Raw genomic sequence first — 23252 nt, 5'->3', positions numbered from 1 at the left:
CCATGTCCTGTTTTATGCTTGTCGTTCTCCCAAAAACCGCTGCGCACTTTTGGGCGACACGCATTATGGTTTAAGTCCTTCGCGCTTGCGCTGCACGGCGACGAATTCCGCGCCGAAGGACAACTTCTTCGTTGTCGGCGTGTTCACGTCGAGCACACGCCAGTACGGCGTGATATCGTTCAGCGTCATGCCGCGTTCGAGATCCTCATTGGCGGCTTCGGCGACGGTGCGCAGATGATAGCCGATGGTGACCGGACATGTCACTTGCGCCCCATGCTCGATGGCGAGGGCGGTGCGCAAGGCGCGTACATCCATCTCGACGCCGTTGGGGATCGTGCGAATGAAATCATCGACCTGACGGGCCGTCGGCACCAGCATCGGCTGGCCCTCGACGACGTCGCCCATTGTGCGTGGCGTCGGCTTCACGCCGTTGACGCCCGGCGTGTTCAGCCTGTCGTTCCAGCTTTTCACCATTCATGTCTCCTGACACGTTTATGGCATGGTGCTCCTGACAGCATTCTGTCAGGAGCCTTCAGCATTGTCCGCAGCAGGCGCCAAAAGTCTTTGCGCCAGCCCGAGGGGTCGCCGCCCGGGGGTCGATGTCAATGATCCGGGCGTTGCGGGGTCCGCATCCAAGCATTGTCATGTAAAACGCCTCAGATCTCGCGAATGCGGCTGTGACCCTCATACATATCCGGCCAGCCAATGTCCTTGCGGATGTCCGCCGGCAAGGAGTTCAGGAAGCGCTGGGTACGAACTTCATTGCGCATCGTGCGGATCTTGCCGACATAGTGCTGTACGCTGTTCAAAATACCAAAGCTGTTCATGACCATCTCCTCTTCTCTGATGGAGACACTATCGCATACCCCTCCTGACAGCAGTCTGTCAGGAGCATGTCAGGTCGTTGAAGAAAGCTGCGAGGTGCTTGGCGGTCGGTTCGGAAACGAGCCTTTTGTCAGGAATGGCCAAGTCGACCGAGACCATGCAAGAACCGCTTTGACAGCCTGTCGCGATGCTGCTCAAAGGCGGGCATGTCGAAACTCCTCGCGCTCGTCATCATCGGCATGATGGCCATTCAGCTGATCAAGCCGCTCGGCTGGCCGGGCCTGAAGCGGCGCGGCGATTTCTGGAAGCTGGCCCTGATCGCCATGGCGGCCATCGCGCTGGCGGGTGCGCTGGGGCACTGGGCATAGCCTTGAGGGTCAGGTCGGGTCCACCGTTCCCATGGCAATCATCCGGATGGCGTTGAGGCTGGGCACGAAGAAGTAATCGCCACCGCGCGTCGTCATGAATTCCGGCAGGTTCGCCGCAATAAAAGGCGTGGCGTTGGCCGGGCCGGCCGGAATGACATGCTTGCTCGATTCGGCACGGTTGCCGGTCAGCGTGCAGGTGTCGTTGCCGGTTTCGGAATCCAGGCCGTAGCTCATCCATTGCTGCTGGATGATATTCTGGCTCAGATCCATTGGAAGCAGGCTGCAATCAACAGTATTTGGAAATACTCGCGTCAGTTCTCTGAAGCCCACCAGTCCGAGCTTGTGCCCCCTCAGGTCAATCGGCGAGCACCCATCCGACCAGATGTTCGGCCCAGGCGCGGTAACCGGCTTCCGAGGCATGAAAGCCATCGGAGGCAAAGCCGGCCTCAGGGTTGGTGATCGGCAGCCGTGGCGCCGGCATGGCGCCGCGCTCGAAACACAGGCGCTCGCCCATGCGGTTCATTGCGGTAGCGCGGATTTCGAGAATCTTGCCGAGCAGTGGCGGCATGGCCGGCGCGCGGGTGAACTCCAGCACCGGCGACCACACCACGCGCGCCTCCGGCCATTTGGCACGCAGGGCGTAGAGCAGGCCACCGAACTCCTTCTTGAAGCGCGGTACCGAGTGGAAATTCTTGGTGTCGTTGGTGCCGATGGCGAGCACGATGTGCGTCCACCGATCGGCCGACAGATTGGGCAGCACATGGTCGCGGATCTGGCCCGACGTTGCCGAGTTGAATCCGGCGGCGCGCCAGCGCACGGCAAGGCCGGTTCGTTTTGCGACCAGCATTGCAAGCTGCGCGGCAAGCCCGTTCTCGGAATTGCCGATGCCGACGGAAGCGGCCGAGGAATCGCCCAGCACCAGCAGCGAGATGGCCGGCGCCTTGCCCGATATTTCGTGCATGACCGGCCCTTGTGCCGGCAGCATGCGGGTGGTGCGGCGGCGCACGCCGAGGCCCTGCCAGACATAAACGGGGTAGGCGAGCCAGGTAAGAAGGGCCGGGAAGCGCATGGCGATACCGTTTAGAGATCAGCGGCAGCCTTAGCGCAAGTTTCGCCTGAGGTGAACGAGCTTCTAGTCGCAGCAGTTCGGCTTGTCCGCCTGCTTGTCCTGATATTCGTCATGCAACCGCACCCAGTCCATCAGGCTATGATAAGGGCCATTTTCGCCGCGGCCCTTCGGTGTCATGTCGAGATAGTCGTAAGTGCCGATCTGGGCCTCGCCGCCGCGGGCGCGCGACATAAAGGTAAGGAATATGTCGCCGTTCTCTTCCTTGTAGAAAACACTGGTGCCGGGAAGGTCCTTTGACGTGCGCGGACGCGTCTCGAAATTGTAGGTGGTGTCGCCGCCCGCGATCTGCTTGTCGGTGAAGGAGACCTGCATGTCGAAGTTGAAATCCGAGGCGTAGGACGACACCCAGTCGAATTTCCAGCCCATACGCTGCTTGTAAGGCAGCAGTTCCGCCAGCGGCGCGCGCGCAACCACCACCAGCGACACGTCGTGGTGCCTGAGATGCTGATCGGCGCCGTCTATATGGTCGGCAAGGAAGGAGCAGCCTTCGCAGCGATGGTTCGATCCTGGCGTCATCATGAAGTGGTAGACGATCAGTTGGCTGTTGGCGCCGAACAGTCCGGCCAGGTTCTTCGGACCCTGCTCGGTCTCGAAGACATAGTCCTTGCGGATTTTCATCCAGGGCAGTTCACGCCGCTCGGCGGCGATGCGCTCACGCAACCGTGTCAATTCCTTCTCGCGCGCCAGATGCGCCTTGTGCGCCTCAAACCAGTCTTCACGCGAAACCACCTTGCTGCGAGCCATGAAGTTCTCCCTGTCTGTTCACCCAAGGACGTTTGGGGTGGGCAGAAACCGACATCGCCGTCAGCTTTTGCCGAAAAGGAGATAAGGATGGACGAACTCCGTCCAAGCCGGGCTTTGCATAAACAAACCCGGGCGCATCGGCCCGGGTTGTATGACAACGGGAGGACTGCGCTCAGGCGGCCTGTTCGAGGCTCGCCTTCCATTGTCCCAGCGCCGCCAGATGGTTCATGTGGGCACGATGGGTGAAGGCGGCCTGGCCGGCGGCGACGTTCGATGCCTTGCCGCTCCAGGCCTTTTGCGGGGCGGCCTGCAAGGCGCGGCCATAGGAGAAGGTCAGCTTCCACGGATGCGGCCCGATGGCGTTGATGGCGTTGAGGTTGGCGGTAGCCTCCTCGTCCGACTGCCCGCCCGAAAGGAAGGCGATGCCCGGCACCGCTGCCGGTACGGTTTCGCGAAACAGTTTTATGGTCTTTTCCGCGACCTCTTCGGGGCTGCTCACCTTGCCCGACTTCCTGCCGGCCAGCACCATGTTCGGCTTCAGGATGGTGCCTTCCAGCACAACGCGCGCCGCATGCAGCTCGTCATAGAGCTTGATCAGCGTTGCCTTCGAGATGTCGTAGCAGGTGGCAATGTCGTGCGCGCCGTCCATCAGCACTTCCGGTTCGACGATCGGCACGATGCCGGCCTCCTGGCACAGTGCGGCATAGCGGGCCAGCGCATGAGCATTGGAGGCAATCGAATTGGCCGAGGGCACGCCCTTGCCGGTGTCGATGTCGATCACCGCGCGCCATTTGGCAAAGCGGGCGCCGAGCTTGTAATAATCCGCGAGCCGCTCGCGCAAGCCGTCGAGGCCTTCGGTAACGGTATCGCCGGGAAAGCCGGCGAGTGGCTTGGCGCCGGCATCGACCTTGATGCCGGGAATGGCGCCCGCCGCCTTGATGATGTCGACCAGAGGCGTGCCGTCGGCAGCCTTCTGACGGATGGTCTCGTCGTAGAGAATGACGCCGGAGATGTACTTCGTCATTGCGTCCTTGGCGCGGAACATCATCTCGCGGTAGTCGCGGCGGCTATCGGCGGTCGATTCGACGCCGATAACGTCGAAGCGCTTCTTGATGGTGCCGGAGCTCTCATCGGCGGCCAGCAGGCCCTTGCCGCCGGCCACCATCGCGGCGGCAATGTCTTCGAGACGTTCGCTCATTTTTGCTTCTCCTTGACGGTGTTGTTCCGCGCTTAAGGGAAGTCTACCGCCAAAGGAATGGCATCGGAAAGCTCGAATCGATTGAAAGTTTCCAGCGCCTCGTTTGACGCCCTCGTCCCGATCAGGCCTGCTTCTTCAGGACGTCGACGCCGGGCAGCGGCTTGCCTTCCATCCATTCCAGGAAAGCGCCACCGGCGGTCGAGACATAGGTGAAGTCGTCGGCGACGCCGGCATGGTTGAGGGCGGCCACCGTGTCGCCGCCACCGGCGACCGAGACCAGCTTGCCGGCCCTGGTGCGGGCCGCCGCGTGCCTGGCCGCCGCCACCGTGGCGTGGTCGAAAGGCTCGATCTCGAAGGCGCCGAGCGGGCCGTTCCAGACCAGCGTCGCGGCGCGGTCGATCCATTCACCGATCGTCTTCACGGTCTTTTCGCCGACATCGAGGATCATGCCGTCAGCCGGGACATCCGAAATGGCAACGGTCTCGCTGGCGGCACCCGCCTTGAATTCCTTGGCGACGACACCGTCGACAGGCAGGATGATGGCGCAGCCGGCTTCGGCGGCCTCGATCATGATCTGCTTGGCGGTCGCGGCAAGGTCATGCTCGCACAGCGACTTGCCGACAGCGGTGCCACGCGCGGCGAGAAAAGTGTTGGCCATGCCGCCGCCGATCACCAGCGCGTCGACCTTCTTCACCAGGTTCATCAACAAGTCGATCTTGGTCGACACCTTGGCGCCGCCGACAATGGCGACGACAGGGCGGACCGGATTGCCGAGCCCCTTCTCCAGCGCCTCGAGCTCGGCCTGCATGGTGCGGCCGGCATAGGACGGCAACAGCCGCGCCAGGCCTTCGGTCGAGGAGTGCGCCCGGTGGGCGGCGGAAAAGGCGTCGTTGACGAAGATATCGCCATTGGCGGCGAGCCGCTCTGTAAAGGCCGGGTCGTTCTTCTCCTCGGTCTTGTGGAAGCGGGTGTTTTCCAGCAGCAGCACATCGCCCTTGTTCATGGCGGCGACCGCACTGCCCGCCGTGTCGCCGACGCAGTCGCCGGCAAAGCCGACGGGGCGGCCAAGCACCTCCGCGGCAGCCTTGGCGATCGGCTCCAGCGAGAATTCGGGCGAGGGACCATCCTTCGGGCGGCCGAAATGCGCGAGCAGGATGACCTTGGCGCCCTTGCCGGACAGTTCGGCGATGGTCGGCGCAATGCGTTCGATGCGGGTGGCGTCGGTGACCTTGCCGTCGGCGACGGGCACGTTGAGGTCGACGCGCACCAGCACGCGCTTGCCGCTGATATTGCCGATATCGTCGAGTGTCTTGAAGGCGGCCATGCTGATACCTTTCCGTGAAAAATCGCCGGGACCATACCTCGCATCGATGACGATGCAAGGCTTGAGCCGGGGTGCGAGCTAAATTTTGAGATCAAGGCGAAGGCTGTCGTGATGATGCGGGACGTCAGCGTGAACCGATCGCTTGTCAGCCTTCGGTCGTTATCTTTTCCGCCGTCGGCTCAAGGGCCTTCTCATTGGCTATCGCCTCTGCAGTCTGCGTCTCGGTCGGCTGGTGCCAGTTGCGGATGAAGGCGGAGACCCGATCGCCGATCTCGCCGGCGCTCAGGAACACCGGAACCCGCGCCACCGGCGCGGTCGGCTCGAAGGAGAGGCCGAGACCGGTGATCTTGCCCTTGTCGTCGACGTCGCGGACGATCAATTCGATCGGGCCGATCAGCACCCGGTCGGCATATTCGGCATGGCCGCCGAGCCGCGCCGTCACCAGCGCGCCGACGGTGAGCTTCTGCTCGGCTTCGCTCAATCCCGGAGTGTATGCGGCCTCGAGCTCTGCGGCCGAGCGGGCGGGATCGACGGCAAAGGCGCCGAAGAAGTCGGCATCCTCGGGGTCGACTACGGCGCGGCTGGCAAACAGCTTGTCAAGCAGGCGCGGATAGCGGTCGGGCACGAAGATGTAGACCTGGTCGCCGGCCGCGAGCCGGCCCATGTCCTGGAAACGCATCGAGCGGCCGTCGCGCAGCACCAGCGAGGGCCGTGCCCAGCGCGGGATGCGCTCGCCGCGCGCCACCGGGCTGCCGGGCGCGACGCGGTAGGCGAGCAGTTCGTGGTGGGCGGAGCCCGGCAGTTCGAGTTCGACCTTGTCGAGCGGCCCGAGTCTCGCCGGCACGATCAGGCCGAGCCGGCGCGCCAGCGGACCGACCGACCAGCCCTGCACCACCAGCGATACCAGCACGATGATGAAGGCGACGTTGAAGATGGTGCGGCCGTTCTCCAGTCCGCCGAGCAGTGGGGTGATGGCAAGCAGGATGGACACGGCGCCGCGCAGGCCGACCCAGGAGACGAAGGCGATCTCGGGACGCGGCAGGCGGAACGGGATCAGGCAGAGCCAGACGGCGACAGGGCGCGCGACAAACATCAGGAACAGGCCGAGCAGCACCGCCGGCACCATGATCGCCGGAAACTGCGAGGGTGTCGCGAACAGGCCGAGGATCAGGAACATGATGATCTGTGCCAGCCACGACATGCCGTCCTGGAAGCGCTTCAGGATGGTGACGGCGCGGATGTCGGAGTTGCCGGCAATCAGCCCGGCGAGATAGACCGCCAGGAAGCCCGAGCCGCCAATGGCGCCGGCGGCGGCGAACACCATCAGCGACAGGGTCAGCACGAAGATCGGCAGCAAGCCATGGTCGAGGTTGAGCCGGTCGACGAGGCGCACGATGCCGAGCCCGCCAAGCACGCCGACGACGGCGCCGAGCCCCATATTGAGCAGGAAGCCGAGGATCAGGTCGGTGACCAGCACATGGGTCTCGGGATTGGCGTGGGCAGCGATGATCTCGACCAGCGTGATGGTCAGGAAGATGGCGATCGGGTCGTTGGTGCCGGATTCGACTTCCAGTGTCGCGCGCACGCGCTCGCGCAGATTGATCTCGCCGGCGCGCAGCAGGAAGAACACCGCAGCCGCGTCGGTCGAGGCGACGGCAGCTCCAAGCAGGAAGGATTCCAGCCAGCTGAGGTCGAGCAGGTAATAGGCGGCGGCGCCGAACAGGCCAGTGGTCAGGATTACGCCGAAGGTCGCCAGCGACAGCGCCGGTCCGGCCGCCTGGCGCAGCGCGTTGAGCGGCGTGCCGAAACCGGAATCGAACAGGATGACCGCCAGCGCCAGTGAGCCGGCAAAATATGCCACGCGCGCATTGTCGAATTCGATGCCGAGACCATCGACGCCGCTGGCGAGGCCGATGCAGAGGAAGAGCAGCAGCAAAGGGGCGCCGAAGCGAAAGGCGATCAGGCTCGAGAACGCTGCGGCGACGACTAGCGCTGTGCCGACCAGCGTGACGAGATAGATCGCATGCTCCATCCGTGATTTGCCCCTCGAATTCCTCTTTCTACCGATTCACGGGAGAGTGGGGCGAAGGCATGGCCGGTGCAAGGCGCAAGGGTGGCTTTTTGCCTTATGCCGCTGATTTTCCGGCGTTTGGCGGCTCGGCGCGCCTTGCCCGGCGCGCTGACGAAAAACGCCCGGGCAAAGCCGGGCGTTCGAAGCTGCAAGACGATGCCTTCAGGTCAGGCGATGGTCTTGCCGAAGGCGACCGAGGTGTCGGCCATGCGGTTGGAGAAGCCCCACTCATTGTCGTACCAGGACAGCACCGAAACGAAGTTGCCGTCCATGACCTTGGTCTGGTCGAGCGCCAGGATCGACGAGCGCGGATCGTGGTTGAAGTCGATCGACACATTCGGATGATGGGTGACGCCGAGAATGCCCTTGAGCTTGCCGTTGGAGGCGGCGATCACCGCTTCGTTGATCTCCTGCACGGTGGTGGCGCGCTTGGCGATGAACTTGAAGTCGACAACCGAGACGTTGGGGGTCGGCACGCGGATCGAGATGCCGTCGAGCTTGCCCTTGAGGTCGGGCAGCACCAGGCCGATCGCCTTGGCCGCACCGGTCGAGGTCGGGATCTGCGACAGGGCAGCCGCGCGGCCGCGGTAGAGATCCTTGTGCATGGTGTCCAGCGTCGGCTGGTCGCCGGTGTAGGAGTGGATCGTCGTCATCATGCCCTTTTCGATGCCGACGGTCTCGTGCAGCACTGCGGCCAGCGGCGCCAGGCAGTTGGTGGTGCAGGACGCATTCGAGATCACGATGTGGTCCTTGGTCAGCTTGTCGTGGTTGATGCCGTAGACGACGGTGAGGTCAGCACCTTCGGCAGGCGCGGAGACGACGACGCGCTTGGCGCCGGCGGTCAAATGCGCGGCAGCCTTGTCGCGGGCGGTGAAGATGCCGGTGCATTCGAGCGCGATGTCGATGCCGAGTTCCTTCCACGGCAGTTGCGCCGGGTCCTTGATCGCGGTGACCTTGAAGGTCTCCTTGCCGACGGTGATCTGGTCGCCCGAGACCGACACTTCGTGCGGGAAGCGGCCGTGCACGCTGTCATAGCGCAGCAGATGCGCGTTGGTCTCGACCGGGCCGAGGTCGTTGACGGCGACCACGTCGATGTCCTTGCGGCCGGATTCATGGATGGCGCGCAGGATGTTGCGGCCGATGCGGCCAAATCCGTTGATGGCAACTCTGACGGTCATTTTACTCTCCCTGGGAGCTGGAGGCGGCAGATGGGTCCGCAGCTTCATAGCGGCGGATGGCACAAGAATCCAGCCGCAGAAGGCCGAATTTAAATCGATTAGGTTGGTCCACCCCGCGAATCCGCCTCGGAGGTGCGCGGGACTGACCCTGATCTTACTGGCCGTGCAGGCGGGCTTCCGCCGCCTTGGCCGCGGCTTCGGCGGTGATGCCGAAATGCGGGTAGAGCTGCTCGATGGTGCCGGAAGCGCCAAAGCCGGTCATGCCGATGAAGATGCCGTCGGAGCCGATCAGGTGATCCCAGCCCTGACGGATGCCAGCCTCGATCGCCATCTTGATCGGCGCGTTGCCGATCGTCTCCTTGCGGTAGGCGTCGCTCTGCTGGTCGAACAGTTCGAAGCAAGGCACCGAGACGACGCGGGTCGGGTGCCCGTGCTTTTCAAGCAAATCACGGGCGCCGAGCGCGATCTCGACCTCGGAGCCGGTGGCGAAGATCGTCACCGCCGCTTCGCCGCTCGCCGCGGCCAGTTCATAGGCGCCCTGGCTCGAGAGGTTCCTGGCCGAGTGCTCGGTGCGCACCGTCGGCAGGTTCTGACGGGTGAGCGCCAGGGTGGACGGGGTCTTTTCCGATTCAATGGCGATCTGCCAGCATTCGGCGGTTTCCACCGCGTCGGCCGGGCGGAAGACATTGTGGTTGGGGATGGCGCGGAGCGCCGCCAGGTGCTCGACCGGCTGGTGGGTCGGGCCGTCTTCGCCCAAACCGATCGAATCATGGGTCATGACGAAGATCGAGCGGATGCCCATCAGCGACGCCAGCCGCATCGACGGACGGGCATAGTCGGAGAAGCACATGAAGGTGCCACCATAGGCGATGAGGCCGCCATGCAGCGTCAGGCCGTTGAGGGCGGCCGCCATGCCATGCTCGCGGATGCCGTAGTGGACATAGCGCTGGCCGTAATCGTCCGGCGTGATGTTCTTGGTCTGGCTGGTCTTGGTGTTGTTGGAGCCGGTGAGGTCGGCAGAGCCGCCGATGGTTTCCGGCACCGCGCCATTGATGACTTCCAGCGCCATTTCCGACGATTTGCGGGTGGCGACCTTCGGCTTGTCGGCCGACAGCTTCTTCTTGTAGTCGGCAATGACGGCATCGAAATTCGACGGCAGCTTGCCGGCGAGGCGGCGCTCGAACTCGGTCTTCAACTCAGGCTTGGCCTTGGCCAGGCGGCCTTCCCAGTCGGTGCGCGGCTTGACGCCGGCCTTGCCGGCGGTGCGCCAGGCGTCGAGAATGTCGGCCGGAATTTCGAAGGGCGGCGAGTCCCAGTTGAAGAATTTCCGCGCGCCTGCGATCTCGTCGGCACCGAGCGGCGAACCGTGGGCCTTGTTGGTGCCGGCCTTGGTCGGGGCGCCGAAGCCGATGGTCGTCTTGCAGGCGATCATCGTCGGCTTGTCGGAATGGCGGGCGGCTTCGATGGCGTAGGCGATCGCCTCGGGGTCGGTGCCGTCAATGTGGCTGGCGTTCCAGCCCGAGGCCTGGAAGCGGGCGACCTGGTCGGTGTTGTCTGCAAGCGAAACCGGACCGTCGATCGAGATGTTGTTGTTGTCCCAGAAGACGATCAGCTTGTTGAGCTTGAGGTGGCCGGCCAGCGCGATGGCTTCCTGGGAAACACCTTCCATCAGGCAGCCGTCGCCGGCCAGCACATAGGTGTAGTGGTCGACGAGGTCGTTGCCGAAGGCGGCGTTCATGATGCGCTCGCCGAGCGCGAAGCCGACCGAATTGGCGAGACCCTGGCCGAGCGGGCCGGTCGTCGTCTCGATGCCGGTGGCATGGCCGTATTCGGGATGGCCGGCAGTCTTGGAACCCAGCTGGCGGAAATGCTTGATCTGGTCGAGGGTCATGTCCTCGTAACCGGTCAGATGCAGCAGCGAGTAGAGCAGCATAGAACCATGGCCGGCCGACAGGATGAAGCGGTCTCGGTCCGGCCAATGGGGGTTCTTCGGATCATATTTCAGAAAGCGGGTGAACAGCACTGTGGCGATGTCGGCGCAGCCCATGGGCAGGCCGGGATGGCCGGACTGGGACTTCTCGACGGCGTCCATGGAGAGAAAACGGATCGCATTGGCCATCCGGTCATGTTGTTCACGCGACGTCATGGTACCTCCGGGGTGGGAATTTGTGGGCTTGGCAGAGCCCAGGAAAGAGTGCGCGACACATAGCAGCCACGGGCTTTTAGTCAACAAATCGGCAGCACATTTGCCGGTCTTGTGATGGCTTTGAGACCTTATGGGGCGACCTACATTAGCGTTAGCGGGGGACAGTCGCGAGAGCTTTGTTGACGTTGCCTTCACCCGGTGCCTAATGTTTCCTTGTTAACGCGTTCTGAACGCGAAGCGATTCGGTGATGGGCAGGGCACAGGACGAAGGCCATGACCGGCGAAACCACACTCAAGGAAGTCATCCACAGGCTGGGCAAGGCCATCGAGGGGCTGGAAAACGCCGTCGCGGCCAAGCTCGAGCACGAGCGCGACTATTCCGAAGCCGAGGCTGAGGTGCAGCGCATGAACGCCGACCGTTCACGGCTGGCGCAGGAACTCGACAATTCCGAAGCCCGCGCCGAACGGCTGGAAGATGCCAACAAGGAAGTGTCGCGCCGCTTGGTGACCGCCATGGAAACCATCCGCGCGGTGCTGGACAGGTAGGAGCTGCAGGCCATGGCACAGGTCACGGTTTCCATCGACGGCAAGCAGTATCGCATGGCTTGCGACGAGGGTCAGGAGGAGCACCTGATCGACCTCGCCGAGCGGTTCGACCGTTATGTCTCGCATCTGAAGGATTCGTTCGGCGAGATCGGCGACCAGCGGCTGACGGTGATGGCCGGTATCATGGTGATGGACGAGCTTTCGGAGCTGCAGAAGCGGGTCAAGGGCATGGAGACCGAAGTGCAGACGCTGCGCAAGACGCGCGACGAAGCGCTGACCAAGGCCGACAAGAACGACACCGTGCTGACCAGCGCGCTCGGCGCGCTCGCCCAGCGCATGGAAGACCTGGCCACGTCGCTGGCGGTCAACAAGGCCTGAGCCTTCCCCGCACAAACGAAAGATTGTCGGCCCAACGTCGGTCCGTAGAACGAAAGTGCTCGTTCCGTCGCCAATAATAGTTTCCTATTGTCCTGCAGCCGCGATTTTTGCGCTAAGATGCGGGAATGCCGGAGCGTTGACGCCGTCCACGGCCGCTCCTGACGAAATCTGTTGCTGGGGAAATAATGCCATGAGCCTTCGTATCAACGACATCGCGCCTGACTTCACCGCCGATACCACGCAAGGGCCGATCAAGTTTCATGACTGGATCGGCGACGGCTGGGCGATCCTGTTCAGCCATCCGAAGAATTTCACCCCGGTCTGCACCACCGAGCTGGGCACGATGGCGGGGCTCGAAGGCGAGTTCAAGAAGCGCAACGTCAAGGTCATCGGCATTTCCGTCGATCCCGTTGCGAGCCACGACAAGTGGCAGGCCGACATCAAGACGGCGACCGGCCAGACGGTGAATTACCCGCTGATCGGCGACAAGGACCTCAAGGTGGCCAAGCTTTATGACATGCTGCCGGCGGGCGCCGGCGAGACGTCGGAAGGCCGCACGCCGGCCGACAACGCCACGGTGCGCTCGGTCTATGTCATCGGGCCGGACAAGAAGATCAAGCTGGTGCTGACCTACCCGATGACGACGGGCCGCAACTTCGACGAGATCCTGCGCGCGGTCGATTCCATGCAGCTGACCGCCAAGCACCAGGTGGCGACGCCGGCCAACTGGAAGCAGGGCGAGGATGTGATCATCACCGCCGCGGTTTCGAACGAAGATGCGGTCAAGCGTTTTGGCGCTTTCGAGACGATCCTGCCCTATCTCAGGAAGACCAAGCAGCCGTCAGCCTAGGTTTTCTCCGTCGGAGCTATTTGGGGCTTCAGTCCTATTTGTGGCAAGGCGTGCTTGACCGGCGCGCTTTGCCAGATGACCATGCTCTTGTTCAACCCGACGGAGAAAACGGTTCCTGTCGGGCAAGGGGCAGGGGGGCCGGACATTGGACATCGCTTCGGCCAAACCTGAGGTCGCCGGCTTCTACGACAAGCCGACCGGCGCCATCCAGTATGTCGTCACCGACCCGGTGACGAGACGCTGCGCCGTCATCGACCCGATCCTCGATTTCGACGAAAAATCCGGCGCGACGGCGACGAAGAATGCCGACGCCTTGCTGGATTTTATCCGCGAAAACGGGCTGGAGCTCGAGTGGATCCTGGACACCCATCCGCATGCCGATCATTTCTCGGCGGCGCACTATCTCCGGGAAAAGACCGGCGCGCCGACGGCGATCGGCGACAGGATCATCGAAGTCCAGGCGCTGTGGAAGGCGATCTACAACTGGCCGGATTTCCCCGCAGACGGCTCGCAGTGGGACCGGCTGTTTGGGGAAGGCGAAACGTTCATGATCGGCAACCTGCCGGTCAAGGTGCTGTTCTCGCCCGGCCACACGCTCGCCTCGATCACCTATGTCGTCGGCGACGCCGCCTTCGTCCACGACACGCTGTTCATGCCCGACAGCGGCTCGGCAAGGACGGACTTTCCCGGCGGCAGTGCCGCGCGGCTGTGGCATTCGATTGAGGGCATTCTGGCGCTGCCGGACGATACGCGCGTGTTCGTCGGCCACGACTATCAGGCCGGCGGCCGCGAGCCGTGCTGGGAGAGCACGGTCGCCGAGCAGAGGGCAAAGAATATCCACCTCGTTGCGGCGCGCAGCGAAGCCGAGTTCGTCGACTTGCGCGAAGCGCGCGACAAGACACTGCCGATGCCGCGGCTGATCCTGCATGCGCTGCAGGTCAACATGAATGGTGGACGGCTGCCGGAACCGGAGGCCAATGGGAGGCGGTATCTGAAGTTTCCGCTTGATGGGCTTTGAGAGGGCAGTGGCGAAGCTGCCGATCTCCCCCTCAAGGGGGGAGATCAGCTGTTGTCCGACTTTCGCTAACCGCCGACGGACGACAAAACAAAAAAGGCGGCGCCGGTTTCCCGACGCCGCCTTCTGTTCCTTAACCGAACCCAGCCTTAGGCCGCCGGCTGCGCCTCGATCGTGCGCAGCGCCTGCATCTGGCGCTTGGCGGCGGCCTTGACCGCGTCCTGCACCTTCTCGAAGGCGCGCACCTCGATCTGGCGCACGCGCTCGCGGCTGATGTCGAACTCGGACGACAGTTCTTCCAGCGTCAGCGGCTCCTCGGCGAGGCGGCGGGCCTCGAAGATGCGCCGCTCACGATCGTTGAGCACGGCCAGAGCGCCCGACAGCATGCCGCGGCGGTTTTCCAGCTCGTCCTGCTCGATCAGCATGTCTTCCTGGCTTTCGTGGTCATCGACCAGCCAGTCCTGCCATTCGCCGGATTCACCTTCGCTGGCGCGGATCGGCGCGTTCAGCGACGCGTCGCCGGACAGGCGGCGGTTCATCGACACGACTTCAGCTTCCGACACGTTCAGCCGGGTGGCGATCTCGGTGATCTGGTCGGGCTTGAGGTCGCCATCGTCCAGCGCCTGGATCTTGCCCTTCACCTTGCGCAGGTTGAAGAACAGGCGCTTCTGATTGGCGGTCGTGCCCATCTTGACCAGGCTCCACGAGCGCAGGATGTACTCCTGGATCGAGGCCTTGATCCACCACATGGCGTAGGTCGCGAGGCGGAAGCCACGCTCGGGTTCGAATTTCTTGACGGCCTGCATCAGGCCGACATTGCCTTCCGAGATCACTTCGCCGATCGGCAGGCCGTAGCCGCGATAGCCCATGGCGATCTTGGCGACGAGCCGAAGATGGCTGGTGACGAGCTTGTGCGCAGCGGAAGTGTCTTCATGCTCGGCGTAGCGCTTGGCGAGCATGTACTCTTCCTGCGGCTGAAGCATCGGAAAGCGGCGGATTTCTTCCAGGTAGCGGCTGAGGCCGCCTTCGCCGGAAACAATACTGGGTAGTGACTGGGCCATGATTGCGCCCCCTCTCTATTGGAGTGATGCCCCCGAAACGCGGCGGGCATGTGACGCGAGCACCAAAAGGCTCGCCCGCGGTAACTGATTTATATAGGAACAAAACCAGAAAAGACAGGCATTTGTTCAACTCGAAACAGTGTGTCACGCTGAAGTGAACAATGCCGCTCAGGTTTTAGCTGGCTTGTTTAAACGCAATTCCGGACGGAAAACCGTTTCACACTTTTCCTGGAATTGCTCGGGTTCAGAGTTTGCGGAAGCCGCCGACGAGTTCCTCCATGTCCCCCGGTATCGGCGCCTCGAACCTCATCGATAAATGGGTAGCCGGGTGCCGAAATGCAAGAAGCCAGGCATGCAAAGCTTGCCTGGAAAATGCCTTGACCTGACCCTTCAGCAGTTCGGGCAGCCGGTTGGCCTTGGTGCGGAAGGCCTGGCCGTAATCGGGGTCACCGATGACGGGATGGCCGATATGAGCCATGTGAACGCGGATCTGGTGGGTGCGGCCGGTTTCCAGCCGGCATTCGACCAGGCTGGCGGTGGCGAACGCCTGCTGGCCCTCGGCGAAACGCTCCTTGACGGTGAAATGGGTCACGGCGTGGCGGGCATCGTCACGGCCTTCCGGCACGACGGCGCGGCGCACGCGGTCGGCGGCACGGCCAAGCGGCGCGTCGACCGTTCCGGTCGGCCGCGACGGGATTCCCCAGACCAGCGCCAAATAAGCACGTTCGAGGTCGCCGGTGCGGCCGTGGTCGGCAAAGGCCTCCGACAGCGCCTTGTGGGCGCGGTCGGTCTTGGCCACCACCATGACGCCGCTGGTTTCCTTGTCCAGCCGATGGACGATGCCCGGCCGCCTGACGCCGCCAATGCCTGAAAGACTGTCGCCGCAGTGGTGGATCAGGGCATTGACCAGCGTGCCGGTCCAGTTGCCGGCGCCGGGATGGACGACGAGGCCGGCCGGCTTGTTGATGACGATCAGCTCGTCGTCCTCATAAAGCACGTCGAGCGCGATGGGCTCGCCTTGCGGTTCGGCCGGTTCGGGCTTGGGCATGACGACCGATACGCGCTCGCCGGCACTCATTTTGCGCTTGATCTCGTCGACCGGCTTGCCGTCGATCGAAACGGCACCTTGCCGGATCAGCATCTGCACCCGGCTGCGCGACATGTCAGGCCCGAGGGCGCTCGCCAGCCATTGGTCGAGGCGTTGGCCGGCCGCTTCCGCGCCGGCTTCGAGCACGGTCGGCGCCGCCTCTATGAATTGTCCAGCCTCTATCAATTCAGGGGTCTCTTCGTTATGAGCGCTCATCGAAAAAGTTCCGGAAAGTTCTGCCATGGCCCGGCCCGTTGCCGACGAAGAAGAAAAGCCGCTCGATCCCGAGATCGAAAAGGTGCGCGGCAGGCTCATCCGTTTCATGGCCATCAATCTCGGCCTGCTTTTGCTGGCCCTTATGGTGGTGATCGCGGCCATTGTCTACAAATCGCGCAAAGCGCCGCCCGCGAACCCGCCGCTCGCCAGTGACATCCAGGTGCCGGGTGGCGAGCCGTTGGCCGAGGACATCGTGCTGCCGGTCGGGGCCAAGGTGATCAGCCAGTCGCTGTCGGGAAACCGAATTTCAATCGACACCGAGCTTGCCGATGGCAGCCGCGCCATCTTCGTCTACGACATGACGGAGCGCCGCCTCATCGGCCGCTTTGCCATCCGCAACAAATGAGCGGGCGGCAATTGTGAGCGGCTTTGCCAGACATCGCCGGGTCGCGACCGTCGCGCTGGTCGTCGCCAACTATGACGAGGCGATTGCCTGGTATGTCGAACGGCTCGGCTTTCTGCTGACCGAAGATGTCGATCTCGGCGGCGGCAAGCGCTGGGTAACGGTGGCGCCGGCGAACGGTCACGGCGCAAGGCTGCTTCTGGCCGAGGCTGACGGCGAGGCGCAAGAGAAGAGCATCGGCAACCAGACAGGCGGCCGCGTCTTCCTGTTCCTCGAAACCGACGACTTTGCCCGCGACCACAGAGCAATGTCGGCAAAGGGCGTCGACTTCCGCGAAGCGCCGCGCCATGAGCTCTATGGTACGGTGGCCGTGTTCGCCGATCTCTACGGCAATCTGTGGGATTTGATCGAGCCGAAACGTTAGGTCCGCAAACCGACATTCCACAGAAGCGGCCCGGCCGTTCGAAGCCCAGTTGCTTTTTCCAAACCGTCAGCCTATATCGCCGGTTCTTGAACGCGCCCATCGTCTAGCGGTCAGGACACCGCCCTCTCACGGCGGGAACAGGGGTTCGATTCCCCTTGGGCGTACCAAGTATCGGCTGGGCCGTTTCTTTCATTCACATTTCAGACAAGCCCCGCGCGGATCGCGTTCGGCCGTGAGGGTCGGCGGCATCAGCGAAAATCCGGCAAGTCCGCGTACCCGGATACACCCAATTTAAGTCAGGCCGCGACGCTTGAAAGCGTAGCAATCTCTGTTACTTGCGGTGCGGGGACAGCATCTGCGGCAGCGCGGATTTGGTTGGGCATAGCAGGTATGAGTTCGGCAAAAATCATATGCCCGTGCTGTCACGGCAGCGGGCAGGTTTTCGATTGCTTGAAATGGCGTGAGTCGAAAGGGCATTGCTGCCCGCAAGGCACGCATCGGGCCGGCTGTCCGGGGCAGACCATGGCATGCGCCGAATGCGCGGGCCTGGGCACGCTGGCGGAGGCCGAACTTAGAGCCGTCGCCTAATTGGGGTGTAGTGACCTTAAGTCTCTTCCACTGCCAAACGCCGGAGGGGCCGTCGCTTCTGGCGCGCGTCGCCGTTGATTGCCCTAGCGTGATGGTACGAAGCCTATCGCTGTTCTTGAACGCGCCCATCGTCTAGCGGTCAGGACACCGCCCACTCACGACGGGACCAAGGTTCGATTCCCCTTGGGCGTACCAAGGATTTCAGCACTTAGCCAATAGTATTTTTTTCCATTCAACGTCTATGCCTTTTCACCCTAGACTGGGCCATAGTTGGATCGTTGGGGTTATGAGAGGGTGATGGAATGGACTACGTCTATGTCGACAATTCCAATCTTTATATCGAAGGTCGTCGTGTCAGTGCAGTTAAGCAGGGGCTTGCGAAGGACATCAAAGAGGCGATGAACAGTGGTGTCCTTGATCACGGCTACCAGATTAGCTTTGGCAAACTGCACGAATTTCTCTTTGGGCAGAACAATCGCCAAATCAAACGTGCTGCGCTCTTCGGATCGCGCCCGCCTCCTAATGACGGAATCTGGAAGTTTGCCAAGAAAGCCGGCTTCGATGTTCACCTCGAAGACCGAAATTATGCCAACAAGGAAAAGAAAATTGATACTGGTATTGCCACGCTATTGACGAAGGACGCTTACAAGTCTGGTGATCCGAAAAAGGATATCTTTACGCTTGTTGCGGGCGATGCAGATTATGTGCCGACCATCAAAGCACTTCAGGAAGATGGTTATAAGGTCGAGGTCGTATTTTGGAACCACGCCTCGCGCGAGCTGGCGCAGGTGGCGACAAAATTCATCGGCTTGGACAAGTATTTAGAGACGCTGCGAATGTAAGCTAACACCTTGGAGAGGGTGGAGGACTCAGTCCGCGCAGGTCAAAGCTCTCGCCAGTTGCTCGCCGAGTGGTGGCCTTCGCGAATGCCGAGGGCGGAACGCTCGTCGTCGATGTCGAGGAAGCGGGTGAAGAATCTAGGCGCGCCAAAAAGCGTTTCGCCGCTGCATGGAAGCCGATTCCAATGATGTACTTTAGGGGATGAAATGCTGGCATCATTCTTACAGACAGCATCGGTTGTAATCGCAGCGATTTCCGTAGCCATAGGCGTTACCGCATGGCGGCGATCAGCACTTGGCCAAAAACGTTTTGAGCTCGCTGAGCGGGTCTACGAACTCTTCTTGGAGGCTAGGGACGCTTTGAGCCACATTCGATCGCCCTTCGGATATGGAGGCGAAGGCTCGACCAGAAATAAGCGAGAGGGGGAAACTGAGGAGGAAACCCAGCTCCTCAACAATGCCTACGTTGCAATCGAGAGGTACAACAACAAGGCTGAGGTGTTCTCAAAGCTGATCCCCCTTAAGCACCGTTTCAGCCTTTACTTCGGCAAGGAGACTGCGGAACCTTTCACGGAGCTTACCAGCATAATAAACGAGATATTTCTAGCATCGCGCCAGCTTTCCCGATCTTGGCGTGATCAAGGGCGAAGACCAATGTCGCCGGAGGAATTCGAAAAACATCTCGAGCGAATGCATAAGGCCGAGGCCGTTTTCTGGGAGGGTGCCGAGGACCCGGATTTGCTCAAGCGCCGCATCGACGCGATGGTCGCAAAAATCGAGCGGACCTGCGAAAGCGTGATCAATCCGCGCCGCAACATCCGCACAGTTATGGCGGGTGCCCTCGCCGAGGGAAGATCGTTTCTAAGCTTGCGAAAGTTGTGACTGTTAGACACGCCGGCCGGACGTGGGCAGATTTATTCCATGAGCCGAAACCAATCACGCATCGTAAGTTGAAGGCGCAATTGCTCGTCTTCAGCAAGCGGGCTGCAATGCGCTATAGGATTTCGTAGCGCATTGAGGCTCGCCATTACCTTCTCGACTGCCCGTTTGCTAGAGAAAAGCCCGCCGAAGATATCCCAGTTAGCGGTGATTATCCCGGAGAGCTCGCCAAAGGTAGTGTAGTCCAGTTCGTCAAAGGAGCGGCGCGTTACACCGGCATCGAGCTCTTTTTGTATTCGGTTGGCAACTTCCGTCTTAATGTTAGGCAAAACGCGAGCAGTCTGCCACCAGTCCGCCGTCTTTTCAGCCGCTTCCATCACCTCAGAGACGAGCCCTCTGATGGATTTTTCTAGGGAGTAGAAAACTTCGTAGTGGTGGGACATTGCTTTCGCCTCTGCGCGAATAGCCATGTCGATCTGCGGGTAGTACTTTTCGTTTACCTCAGCGGAAATGGCGGGTAGATGACCAAGCTCAAGGCCATACTGAATGGCAATCCGGGATAGGTCTTCGGCAACCATCTGATTGGTCATTCCGAACGCCTTTATCTTGTCTAGGACAGATCTATTCATTTTCCGAAAGCAGATGCTCCTTCAGGCTTTTGAATATCGCGTTGAAAACGGCTTGATCTGAAGTAGCCGGCAGATTGAGATTGATGGTGTACGACAGGTTCAAGCCCAATCCGCTTCGCGGCATTGATTGGAGATTTTCCATCGGCAGGACGTCTTTGGCCGGAACATTTTGAGCCGCAGGTGCATCCTCGGCATCGAAGTTTGCGTAGCTCTTCAAAATCTTCAGTGTTGAAAGGGTCAGCTTGGGGACTTGGCCTTCCGCAGCTGCTCCAGTGACCTGCAGAATCAGGGACAGAAGGGCTGAATCTGATAGATCATAGAAATACTCGTTGGCATCGGATAGGGGCTTGTAGCCGTGCCTTATTGCCGCCGCCACAGCGGCCTTGTCAGTCATATTGTTTCGGAACTGCTTATAAAGATCAGTTGGACTTCCGTCAGAGGCCACAAGGCCGATCCTCTTCAGGAACGGCAGCATAGCAGCGCCCGTTCCCCCCTTCAATTGAAGTTTCGTCGTGACAAAATCCCCCGTGACACGCTCGGGCGTCGCGGCGGCCTTGATCTTCTCGAAGGCCGTCTTAATCGACCCAGGCGCTGATAAGTATGGCAATGTTGCAGGCACGATCCCCTCCTGGCGACAGGGCTCCACGATAGCCGAAGTTGCAGGGAGCGCAACTAAGCGACTGTCTAAGTGGATCGCTGAGTCGATCGGATAGGAGAGCCAATCCAGCCTTAGTCATCCAAGGCATCGTTCCGTCTTTACAATCGTCCAATCATGGCCGCGTTCGCCGCTTCTAGCGCGGAAGGGCCGATTGCATTAGCATTGCACCATGGGTCCTTGATCACGGCTTTAGCAGTGCGAAAAACGCTGGGCGGATTCGGACGGGCAGTCGATGCCTTGAGAGGAGACCGATGCAGAAACTGCAATCGCAGGGCGTCCATCACATCACGCTGGTCGGCGCCGGCCGCCAGACCTCGATCGATTTCTGGGAGGGCGTGCTCGGCATGCCGTTCATCTTCGAGCAGCCCAATCTCGACAAGCCAAGTGAAAGCCATCTCTATTTCGATCCCGGCGATGGAAGGCTTATCACCATCTTCACCGATGAGAGCCGCACGCCGGTCAAGCGGCGCACGCCGACCGAACCGGGCTGCGTCCATCATATTGCGTTCTCGGTGTCGCGCGTCACTTTCCTGCAGGCGGTGGCCCGGCTCGACGAGCGCGCCATCAAGCACAGCGGCGTCAAGGATCGCGGCTTCATGGATTCGATCTATTTCGAGGATCCGCTCGGCCTTCTGATCGAGCTGGCGTCCTACCGCTTCGAGCCGCCGGCCGGCTTCACCCATGCCGACGTCTTGATGCAGGCGCACAAGCTGCGCGTTGCGCGCGGCGACTACAACATCGCCGAAGTGCACCTTGCCGACGCGATCCAGACGCTGGTCGAACGGTCGCGCGCGACCTTGTCGGACGACCGGACGCCGAAGAATCCATACTGACGGCCAGCAAAAGGGGAGGACCACAATGGCAAAGACAGTTAAGAGCGCTGGCAAATCAGCGCCCAAGCCTGCGGCAAAAGCGGCTGCGAAGCCGGCGGCAAAAGCGGCGGTAAAGGCCGCGCCGAAGGCAGCCGCAAAGCCGGCCGCGAAAACCGCGACGAGGCCGGCTGCCAAGAAATCCGCGCCGAAGGCCAAGGCGGCGAAAAAACCGGCGCTGAAGCTCTCGATGCTGAAGCCAAGCGTCAACAACATGACCGTTCGGGTGTTTGCCCGTGCGGCCGGGTTCGACGCCGCCGAGACCGACGCCTGGGGCCATACCCGGTCGCCGGAATATATGGCGCGCAATCCGGCGCATCTGACGCCGATGATCGAGGACAAGGGGCTGCCGCGCGGCGTGCTCTGGGAGAGCTGTGCCATCATGCAGTATCTCGCCAACAAGCACGGGCTGGAGAAATTCTATCCCAAGGCGCCGGCCAAGCGGGCGATGGTCGACAGCGCCATGTTCTACCTGATCGGCACGCTCTACCCGTATGTGGCGCGCGCCACCTATCCGGCGCTGGGTTTTCCGCATTACGCCGGCGAGGTCGGCCATAGCGACGCTCATCCGGAGAAGAAGTCCGAGGCGCAGAAGGCCGCCATGGCCGCCATTGCCGAGCCGCTGGAGGTGTTTCACTCCTTCTTCAGGGACGGCAAGCCGTTCATCGGCGGCAAGCACCCGTCGATCGCCGACATACGCCTGGCATCGACGCTGGAGTTCCTGGCCGTCATCGATTATGCGCTGCCAAAATGGGCCAAGGAGTATGTCGCGGCGATGGAGAAGAAACTCGGCCAGGCCTATGCCGAGCCGGCCGGCGACGTGCGCGGCTACATCGCCTATGTGAAGTCGCAGGCCAGCGCGCAAAGCTAAGGATTCATTAACCAGAACGCTGTCTATTGAGGGCACCGCGCGACCACGGATGTACTGGCGCAAGGGTGAAGGGAAAGGTCGGCGCAATGCCGGCCTTTTGCTTTTCGCCGATGCGCCATCAGGCGCGCCTCATGCTGTAAGACATCAGGCATATTGCCATCGTCTGCTTCGACCCTACCATCATGGTCGGCGGACGACACACGAGGAGCTTTGCGATGAAGGGCGTAGCGAGAGTGTTTGCGATTGCCGGTGTTGTGTCGGTCGGAGGCTACCCGTGCAATGCCGCGCCGCTCGACACGATGGCGGAGGTCGGCGATGCCATCCAGGCGTGCTGGACGCCGCCGGCGGGTGCTGGAAATGCCAGCGTCACCTTGAGCTTCAGCTTCAAGCGCGACGGCACGCTGATCGGTCCGCCGCGGCCGACGGCGATCAAGGTCGATGGCGATGCGGATACCAGGAAGTCGTTCGTCGACGCCGCAACCACTGCCCTGCAAAAGTGCCTGCCGTTGAGCTTCTCGCCGACGCTGGCGCAAGGCGTCGCGGGCAATGTCTTCACCGTGCAATTCGCTTCGCCCAAGCAGTAGGCGAGCGGGCGAGCGTTTCACCGTTTCACAGAAACGGCGACCCCCTCTCTCGTTGTCTTGACGCAATTCCCAGGGGAAAGCGCTACGCGCTTTTCCCGGAAAAACGACTCACACTTTTCCTGAAATTGCTCTGATCAGTTGTGCGGGCGTCTGATATCGACATGCCGCTGCAGTTCCGGCGCCTCGAAGACGTAGTCGGCCCAGGCGGATTCCGGAATCTGTCCGGCCAGATAGCATTCCAGCAGCAGGCTCTGTTCGGGATCGAGCGCTCTCGGCGCCCGCTCATGGTCCAGCCCCAGCGAGTGGAACAGGTTCCTGGTCAGGCCAGAGACAGTGAAGTGAATAGACATCTTCGTCTCCTTTGCCCGACAC

Annotated in this window: 27 protein-coding genes and 2 tRNA genes; 14 read left to right on the top strand and 15 right to left on the bottom strand. The window is 61.7% G+C overall.

The genetic code is table 11. The annotated features are described in order from the left end of the window. Positions 1 to 63: 63 nt before the first annotated feature. Together ACYG97_RS20570 and ACYG97_RS20565 are read right to left on the bottom strand one after the other, a co-directional pair. On the bottom strand, positions 64 to 474 hold the full coding sequence (locus ACYG97_RS20570; protein WP_031193200.1) for a hypothetical protein: 411 nt from the start codon (positions 472 to 474) through the stop codon (positions 64 to 66). A gap of 182 nt (positions 475 to 656) precedes the next feature. Further along, positions 657 to 827 (bottom strand): hypothetical protein, encoded by a 171-nt coding sequence (locus ACYG97_RS20565; protein ID WP_023670139.1) that lies wholly within the window; start codon positions 825 to 827, stop codon positions 657 to 659. 204 nt (positions 828 to 1031) lie between these two features. Between ACYG97_RS20565 and ACYG97_RS20560 the strand changes: the two genes are divergently transcribed. Then, positions 1032 to 1193 carry a hypothetical protein gene (locus tag ACYG97_RS20560; protein ID WP_023683991.1) on the top strand — a complete coding sequence of 54 codons (162 nt, stop codon included), beginning with the start codon at positions 1032 to 1034 and terminating at the stop codon, positions 1191 to 1193. Positions 1194 to 1202: 9 nt separating this feature from the next. Here ACYG97_RS20560 and ACYG97_RS20555 read toward each other — a convergent pair whose 3' ends face one another. The 8 genes from ACYG97_RS20555 to tkt all read right to left on the bottom strand — a co-directional run bounded on the left by ACYG97_RS20555 (position 1203) and on the right by tkt (position 10983). Beyond that, positions 1203 to 1523 carry a hypothetical protein gene (locus ACYG97_RS20555; RefSeq protein ID WP_155922469.1) on the bottom strand — a complete coding sequence of 107 codons (321 nt, stop codon included), beginning with the start codon at positions 1521 to 1523 and terminating at the stop codon, positions 1203 to 1205. 25 nt (positions 1524 to 1548) lie between these two features. After that, positions 1549 to 2262 carry an SGNH/GDSL hydrolase family protein gene (locus tag ACYG97_RS20550; RefSeq protein ID WP_023734665.1) on the bottom strand — a complete coding sequence of 238 codons (714 nt, stop codon included), beginning with the start codon at positions 2260 to 2262 and terminating at the stop codon, positions 1549 to 1551. Between the two features lie 63 nt (positions 2263 to 2325). Then, a complete protein-coding gene (locus ACYG97_RS20545) occupies positions 2326 to 3066 on the bottom strand; it encodes a DUF899 domain-containing protein (RefSeq protein ID WP_023734664.1) in 741 nt (246 codons plus the stop codon). Between the two features lie 172 nt (positions 3067 to 3238). Continuing rightward, the gene (locus ACYG97_RS20540; RefSeq protein WP_023734663.1) at positions 3239 to 4264 is read right to left on the bottom strand and encodes a class I fructose-bisphosphate aldolase; all 1026 of its coding nucleotides are present in this window, start codon (positions 4262 to 4264) and stop codon (positions 3239 to 3241) included. Between the two features lie 121 nt (positions 4265 to 4385). Continuing rightward, on the bottom strand, positions 4386 to 5588 hold the full coding sequence (locus tag ACYG97_RS20535) for a phosphoglycerate kinase (RefSeq protein WP_023670132.1): 1203 nt from the start codon (positions 5586 to 5588) through the stop codon (positions 4386 to 4388). Between the two features lie 145 nt (positions 5589 to 5733). Then, positions 5734 to 7620, bottom strand: coding sequence for a potassium/proton antiporter (locus ACYG97_RS20530; protein WP_023734662.1), 1887 nt, complete (start codon positions 7618 to 7620; stop codon positions 5734 to 5736). A gap of 206 nt (positions 7621 to 7826) precedes the next feature. Beyond that, on the bottom strand, positions 7827 to 8837 hold the full coding sequence (gene gap, locus ACYG97_RS20525) for a type I glyceraldehyde-3-phosphate dehydrogenase (RefSeq protein ID WP_023683984.1): 1011 nt from the start codon (positions 8835 to 8837) through the stop codon (positions 7827 to 7829). Positions 8838 to 8991: 154 nt separating this feature from the next. Further along, positions 8992 to 10983: a transketolase gene (gene tkt / locus ACYG97_RS20520; protein ID WP_023734661.1), complete on the bottom strand. Its 1992-nt coding sequence runs from the start codon at positions 10981 to 10983 to the stop codon at positions 8992 to 8994. Positions 10984 to 11256: 273 nt separating this feature from the next. Here tkt and ACYG97_RS20515 point away from each other — a divergent pair, with 273 nt between their 5' ends. The 4 genes from ACYG97_RS20515 (at position 11257) to ACYG97_RS20500 (ending at position 13775) form a co-directional block, all read left to right on the top strand. Next, positions 11257 to 11529, top strand: a complete 273-nt coding sequence (locus ACYG97_RS20515) for a DUF4164 domain-containing protein (protein WP_023670128.1) — start codon at positions 11257 to 11259, stop codon at positions 11527 to 11529. Between the two features lie 12 nt (positions 11530 to 11541). Further along, positions 11542 to 11907: a cell division protein ZapA gene (locus tag ACYG97_RS20510; RefSeq protein WP_023670127.1), complete on the top strand. Its 366-nt coding sequence runs from the start codon at positions 11542 to 11544 to the stop codon at positions 11905 to 11907. A gap of 190 nt (positions 11908 to 12097) precedes the next feature. Continuing rightward, entirely contained in the window at positions 12098 to 12757 is a 660-nt protein-coding gene (locus ACYG97_RS20505; protein WP_023711663.1) for a peroxiredoxin, read from the top strand. 145 nt (positions 12758 to 12902) lie between these two features. Then, the gene (locus tag ACYG97_RS20500; RefSeq protein ID WP_023690091.1) at positions 12903 to 13775 is read left to right on the top strand and encodes an MBL fold metallo-hydrolase; all 873 of its coding nucleotides are present in this window, start codon (positions 12903 to 12905) and stop codon (positions 13773 to 13775) included. Between the two features lie 146 nt (positions 13776 to 13921). On the opposite strand, the gene rpoH is transcribed toward ACYG97_RS20500, so the two are convergent. Together rpoH and ACYG97_RS20490 are read right to left on the bottom strand one after the other, a co-directional pair. After that, positions 13922 to 14833, bottom strand: coding sequence for an RNA polymerase sigma factor RpoH (gene rpoH / locus ACYG97_RS20495; protein WP_023670124.1), 912 nt, complete (start codon positions 14831 to 14833; stop codon positions 13922 to 13924). Positions 14834 to 15077: 244 nt separating this feature from the next. Next, positions 15078 to 16136, bottom strand: a complete 1059-nt coding sequence (locus ACYG97_RS20490) for an RluA family pseudouridine synthase (RefSeq protein WP_023734659.1) — start codon at positions 16134 to 16136, stop codon at positions 15078 to 15080. Positions 16137 to 16161: 25 nt separating this feature from the next. Here ACYG97_RS20490 and ACYG97_RS20485 point away from each other — a divergent pair, with 25 nt between their 5' ends. The 6 genes from ACYG97_RS20485 (at position 16162) to ACYG97_RS20460 (ending at position 19272) form a co-directional block, all read left to right on the top strand. After that, positions 16162 to 16542 (top strand): hypothetical protein, encoded by a 381-nt coding sequence (locus tag ACYG97_RS20485; RefSeq protein ID WP_023734658.1) that lies wholly within the window; start codon positions 16162 to 16164, stop codon positions 16540 to 16542. Positions 16543 to 16555: 13 nt separating this feature from the next. Next, on the top strand, positions 16556 to 16963 hold the full coding sequence (locus tag ACYG97_RS20480; RefSeq protein WP_023734657.1) for a VOC family protein: 408 nt from the start codon (positions 16556 to 16558) through the stop codon (positions 16961 to 16963). Between the two features lie 92 nt (positions 16964 to 17055). Continuing rightward, positions 17056 to 17130 (top strand) — tRNA-Glu (locus ACYG97_RS20475). Between the two features lie 542 nt (positions 17131 to 17672). Then, positions 17673 to 17746: transfer RNA gene (locus ACYG97_RS20470), tRNA-Glu, on the top strand. Between the two features lie 107 nt (positions 17747 to 17853). Further along, the gene (locus ACYG97_RS20465; RefSeq protein ID WP_023734656.1) at positions 17854 to 18393 is read left to right on the top strand and encodes an NYN domain-containing protein; all 540 of its coding nucleotides are present in this window, start codon (positions 17854 to 17856) and stop codon (positions 18391 to 18393) included. 204 nt (positions 18394 to 18597) lie between these two features. Continuing rightward, complete coding sequence (locus ACYG97_RS20460) at positions 18598 to 19272, top strand: hypothetical protein (RefSeq protein ID WP_023734655.1); 675 nt, start codon at positions 18598 to 18600, stop codon at positions 19270 to 19272. Between the two features lie 32 nt (positions 19273 to 19304). Here the strand turns inward: ACYG97_RS20460 and ACYG97_RS20455 are convergent, their stop codons facing one another. Together ACYG97_RS20455 and ACYG97_RS20450 are read right to left on the bottom strand one after the other, a co-directional pair. After that, complete coding sequence (locus tag ACYG97_RS20455) at positions 19305 to 19859, bottom strand: Swt1 family HEPN domain-containing protein (protein ID WP_198029749.1); 555 nt, start codon at positions 19857 to 19859, stop codon at positions 19305 to 19307. A gap of 31 nt (positions 19860 to 19890) precedes the next feature. Next, positions 19891 to 20517 (bottom strand): DUF5343 domain-containing protein, encoded by a 627-nt coding sequence (locus ACYG97_RS20450; protein ID WP_031262495.1) that lies wholly within the window; start codon positions 20515 to 20517, stop codon positions 19891 to 19893. A gap of 290 nt (positions 20518 to 20807) precedes the next feature. Here ACYG97_RS20450 and ACYG97_RS20445 point away from each other — a divergent pair, with 290 nt between their 5' ends. From ACYG97_RS20445 to ACYG97_RS20435, 3 genes are all read left to right on the top strand, one after another. Beyond that, positions 20808 to 21389, top strand: coding sequence for a VOC family protein (locus ACYG97_RS20445; protein WP_023734652.1), 582 nt, complete (start codon positions 20808 to 20810; stop codon positions 21387 to 21389). 25 nt (positions 21390 to 21414) lie between these two features. Continuing rightward, complete coding sequence (locus ACYG97_RS20440; protein ID WP_023734651.1) at positions 21415 to 22296, top strand: glutathione S-transferase family protein; 882 nt, start codon at positions 21415 to 21417, stop codon at positions 22294 to 22296. 215 nt (positions 22297 to 22511) lie between these two features. Beyond that, the gene (locus tag ACYG97_RS20435; protein WP_023734650.1) at positions 22512 to 22880 is read left to right on the top strand and encodes a hypothetical protein; all 369 of its coding nucleotides are present in this window, start codon (positions 22512 to 22514) and stop codon (positions 22878 to 22880) included. A 134-nt stretch (positions 22881 to 23014) separates the two neighbouring features. Here the strand turns inward: ACYG97_RS20435 and ACYG97_RS20430 are convergent, their stop codons facing one another. Next, positions 23015 to 23230 (bottom strand): hypothetical protein, encoded by a 216-nt coding sequence (locus ACYG97_RS20430; RefSeq protein ID WP_023670117.1) that lies wholly within the window; start codon positions 23228 to 23230, stop codon positions 23015 to 23017. Positions 23231 to 23252: the final 22 nt, after the last annotated feature.

The organism is Mesorhizobium sp. W067 (assembly GCF_054719525.1).
This window is presented reverse-complemented; position numbering and strand designations above follow the sequence as displayed.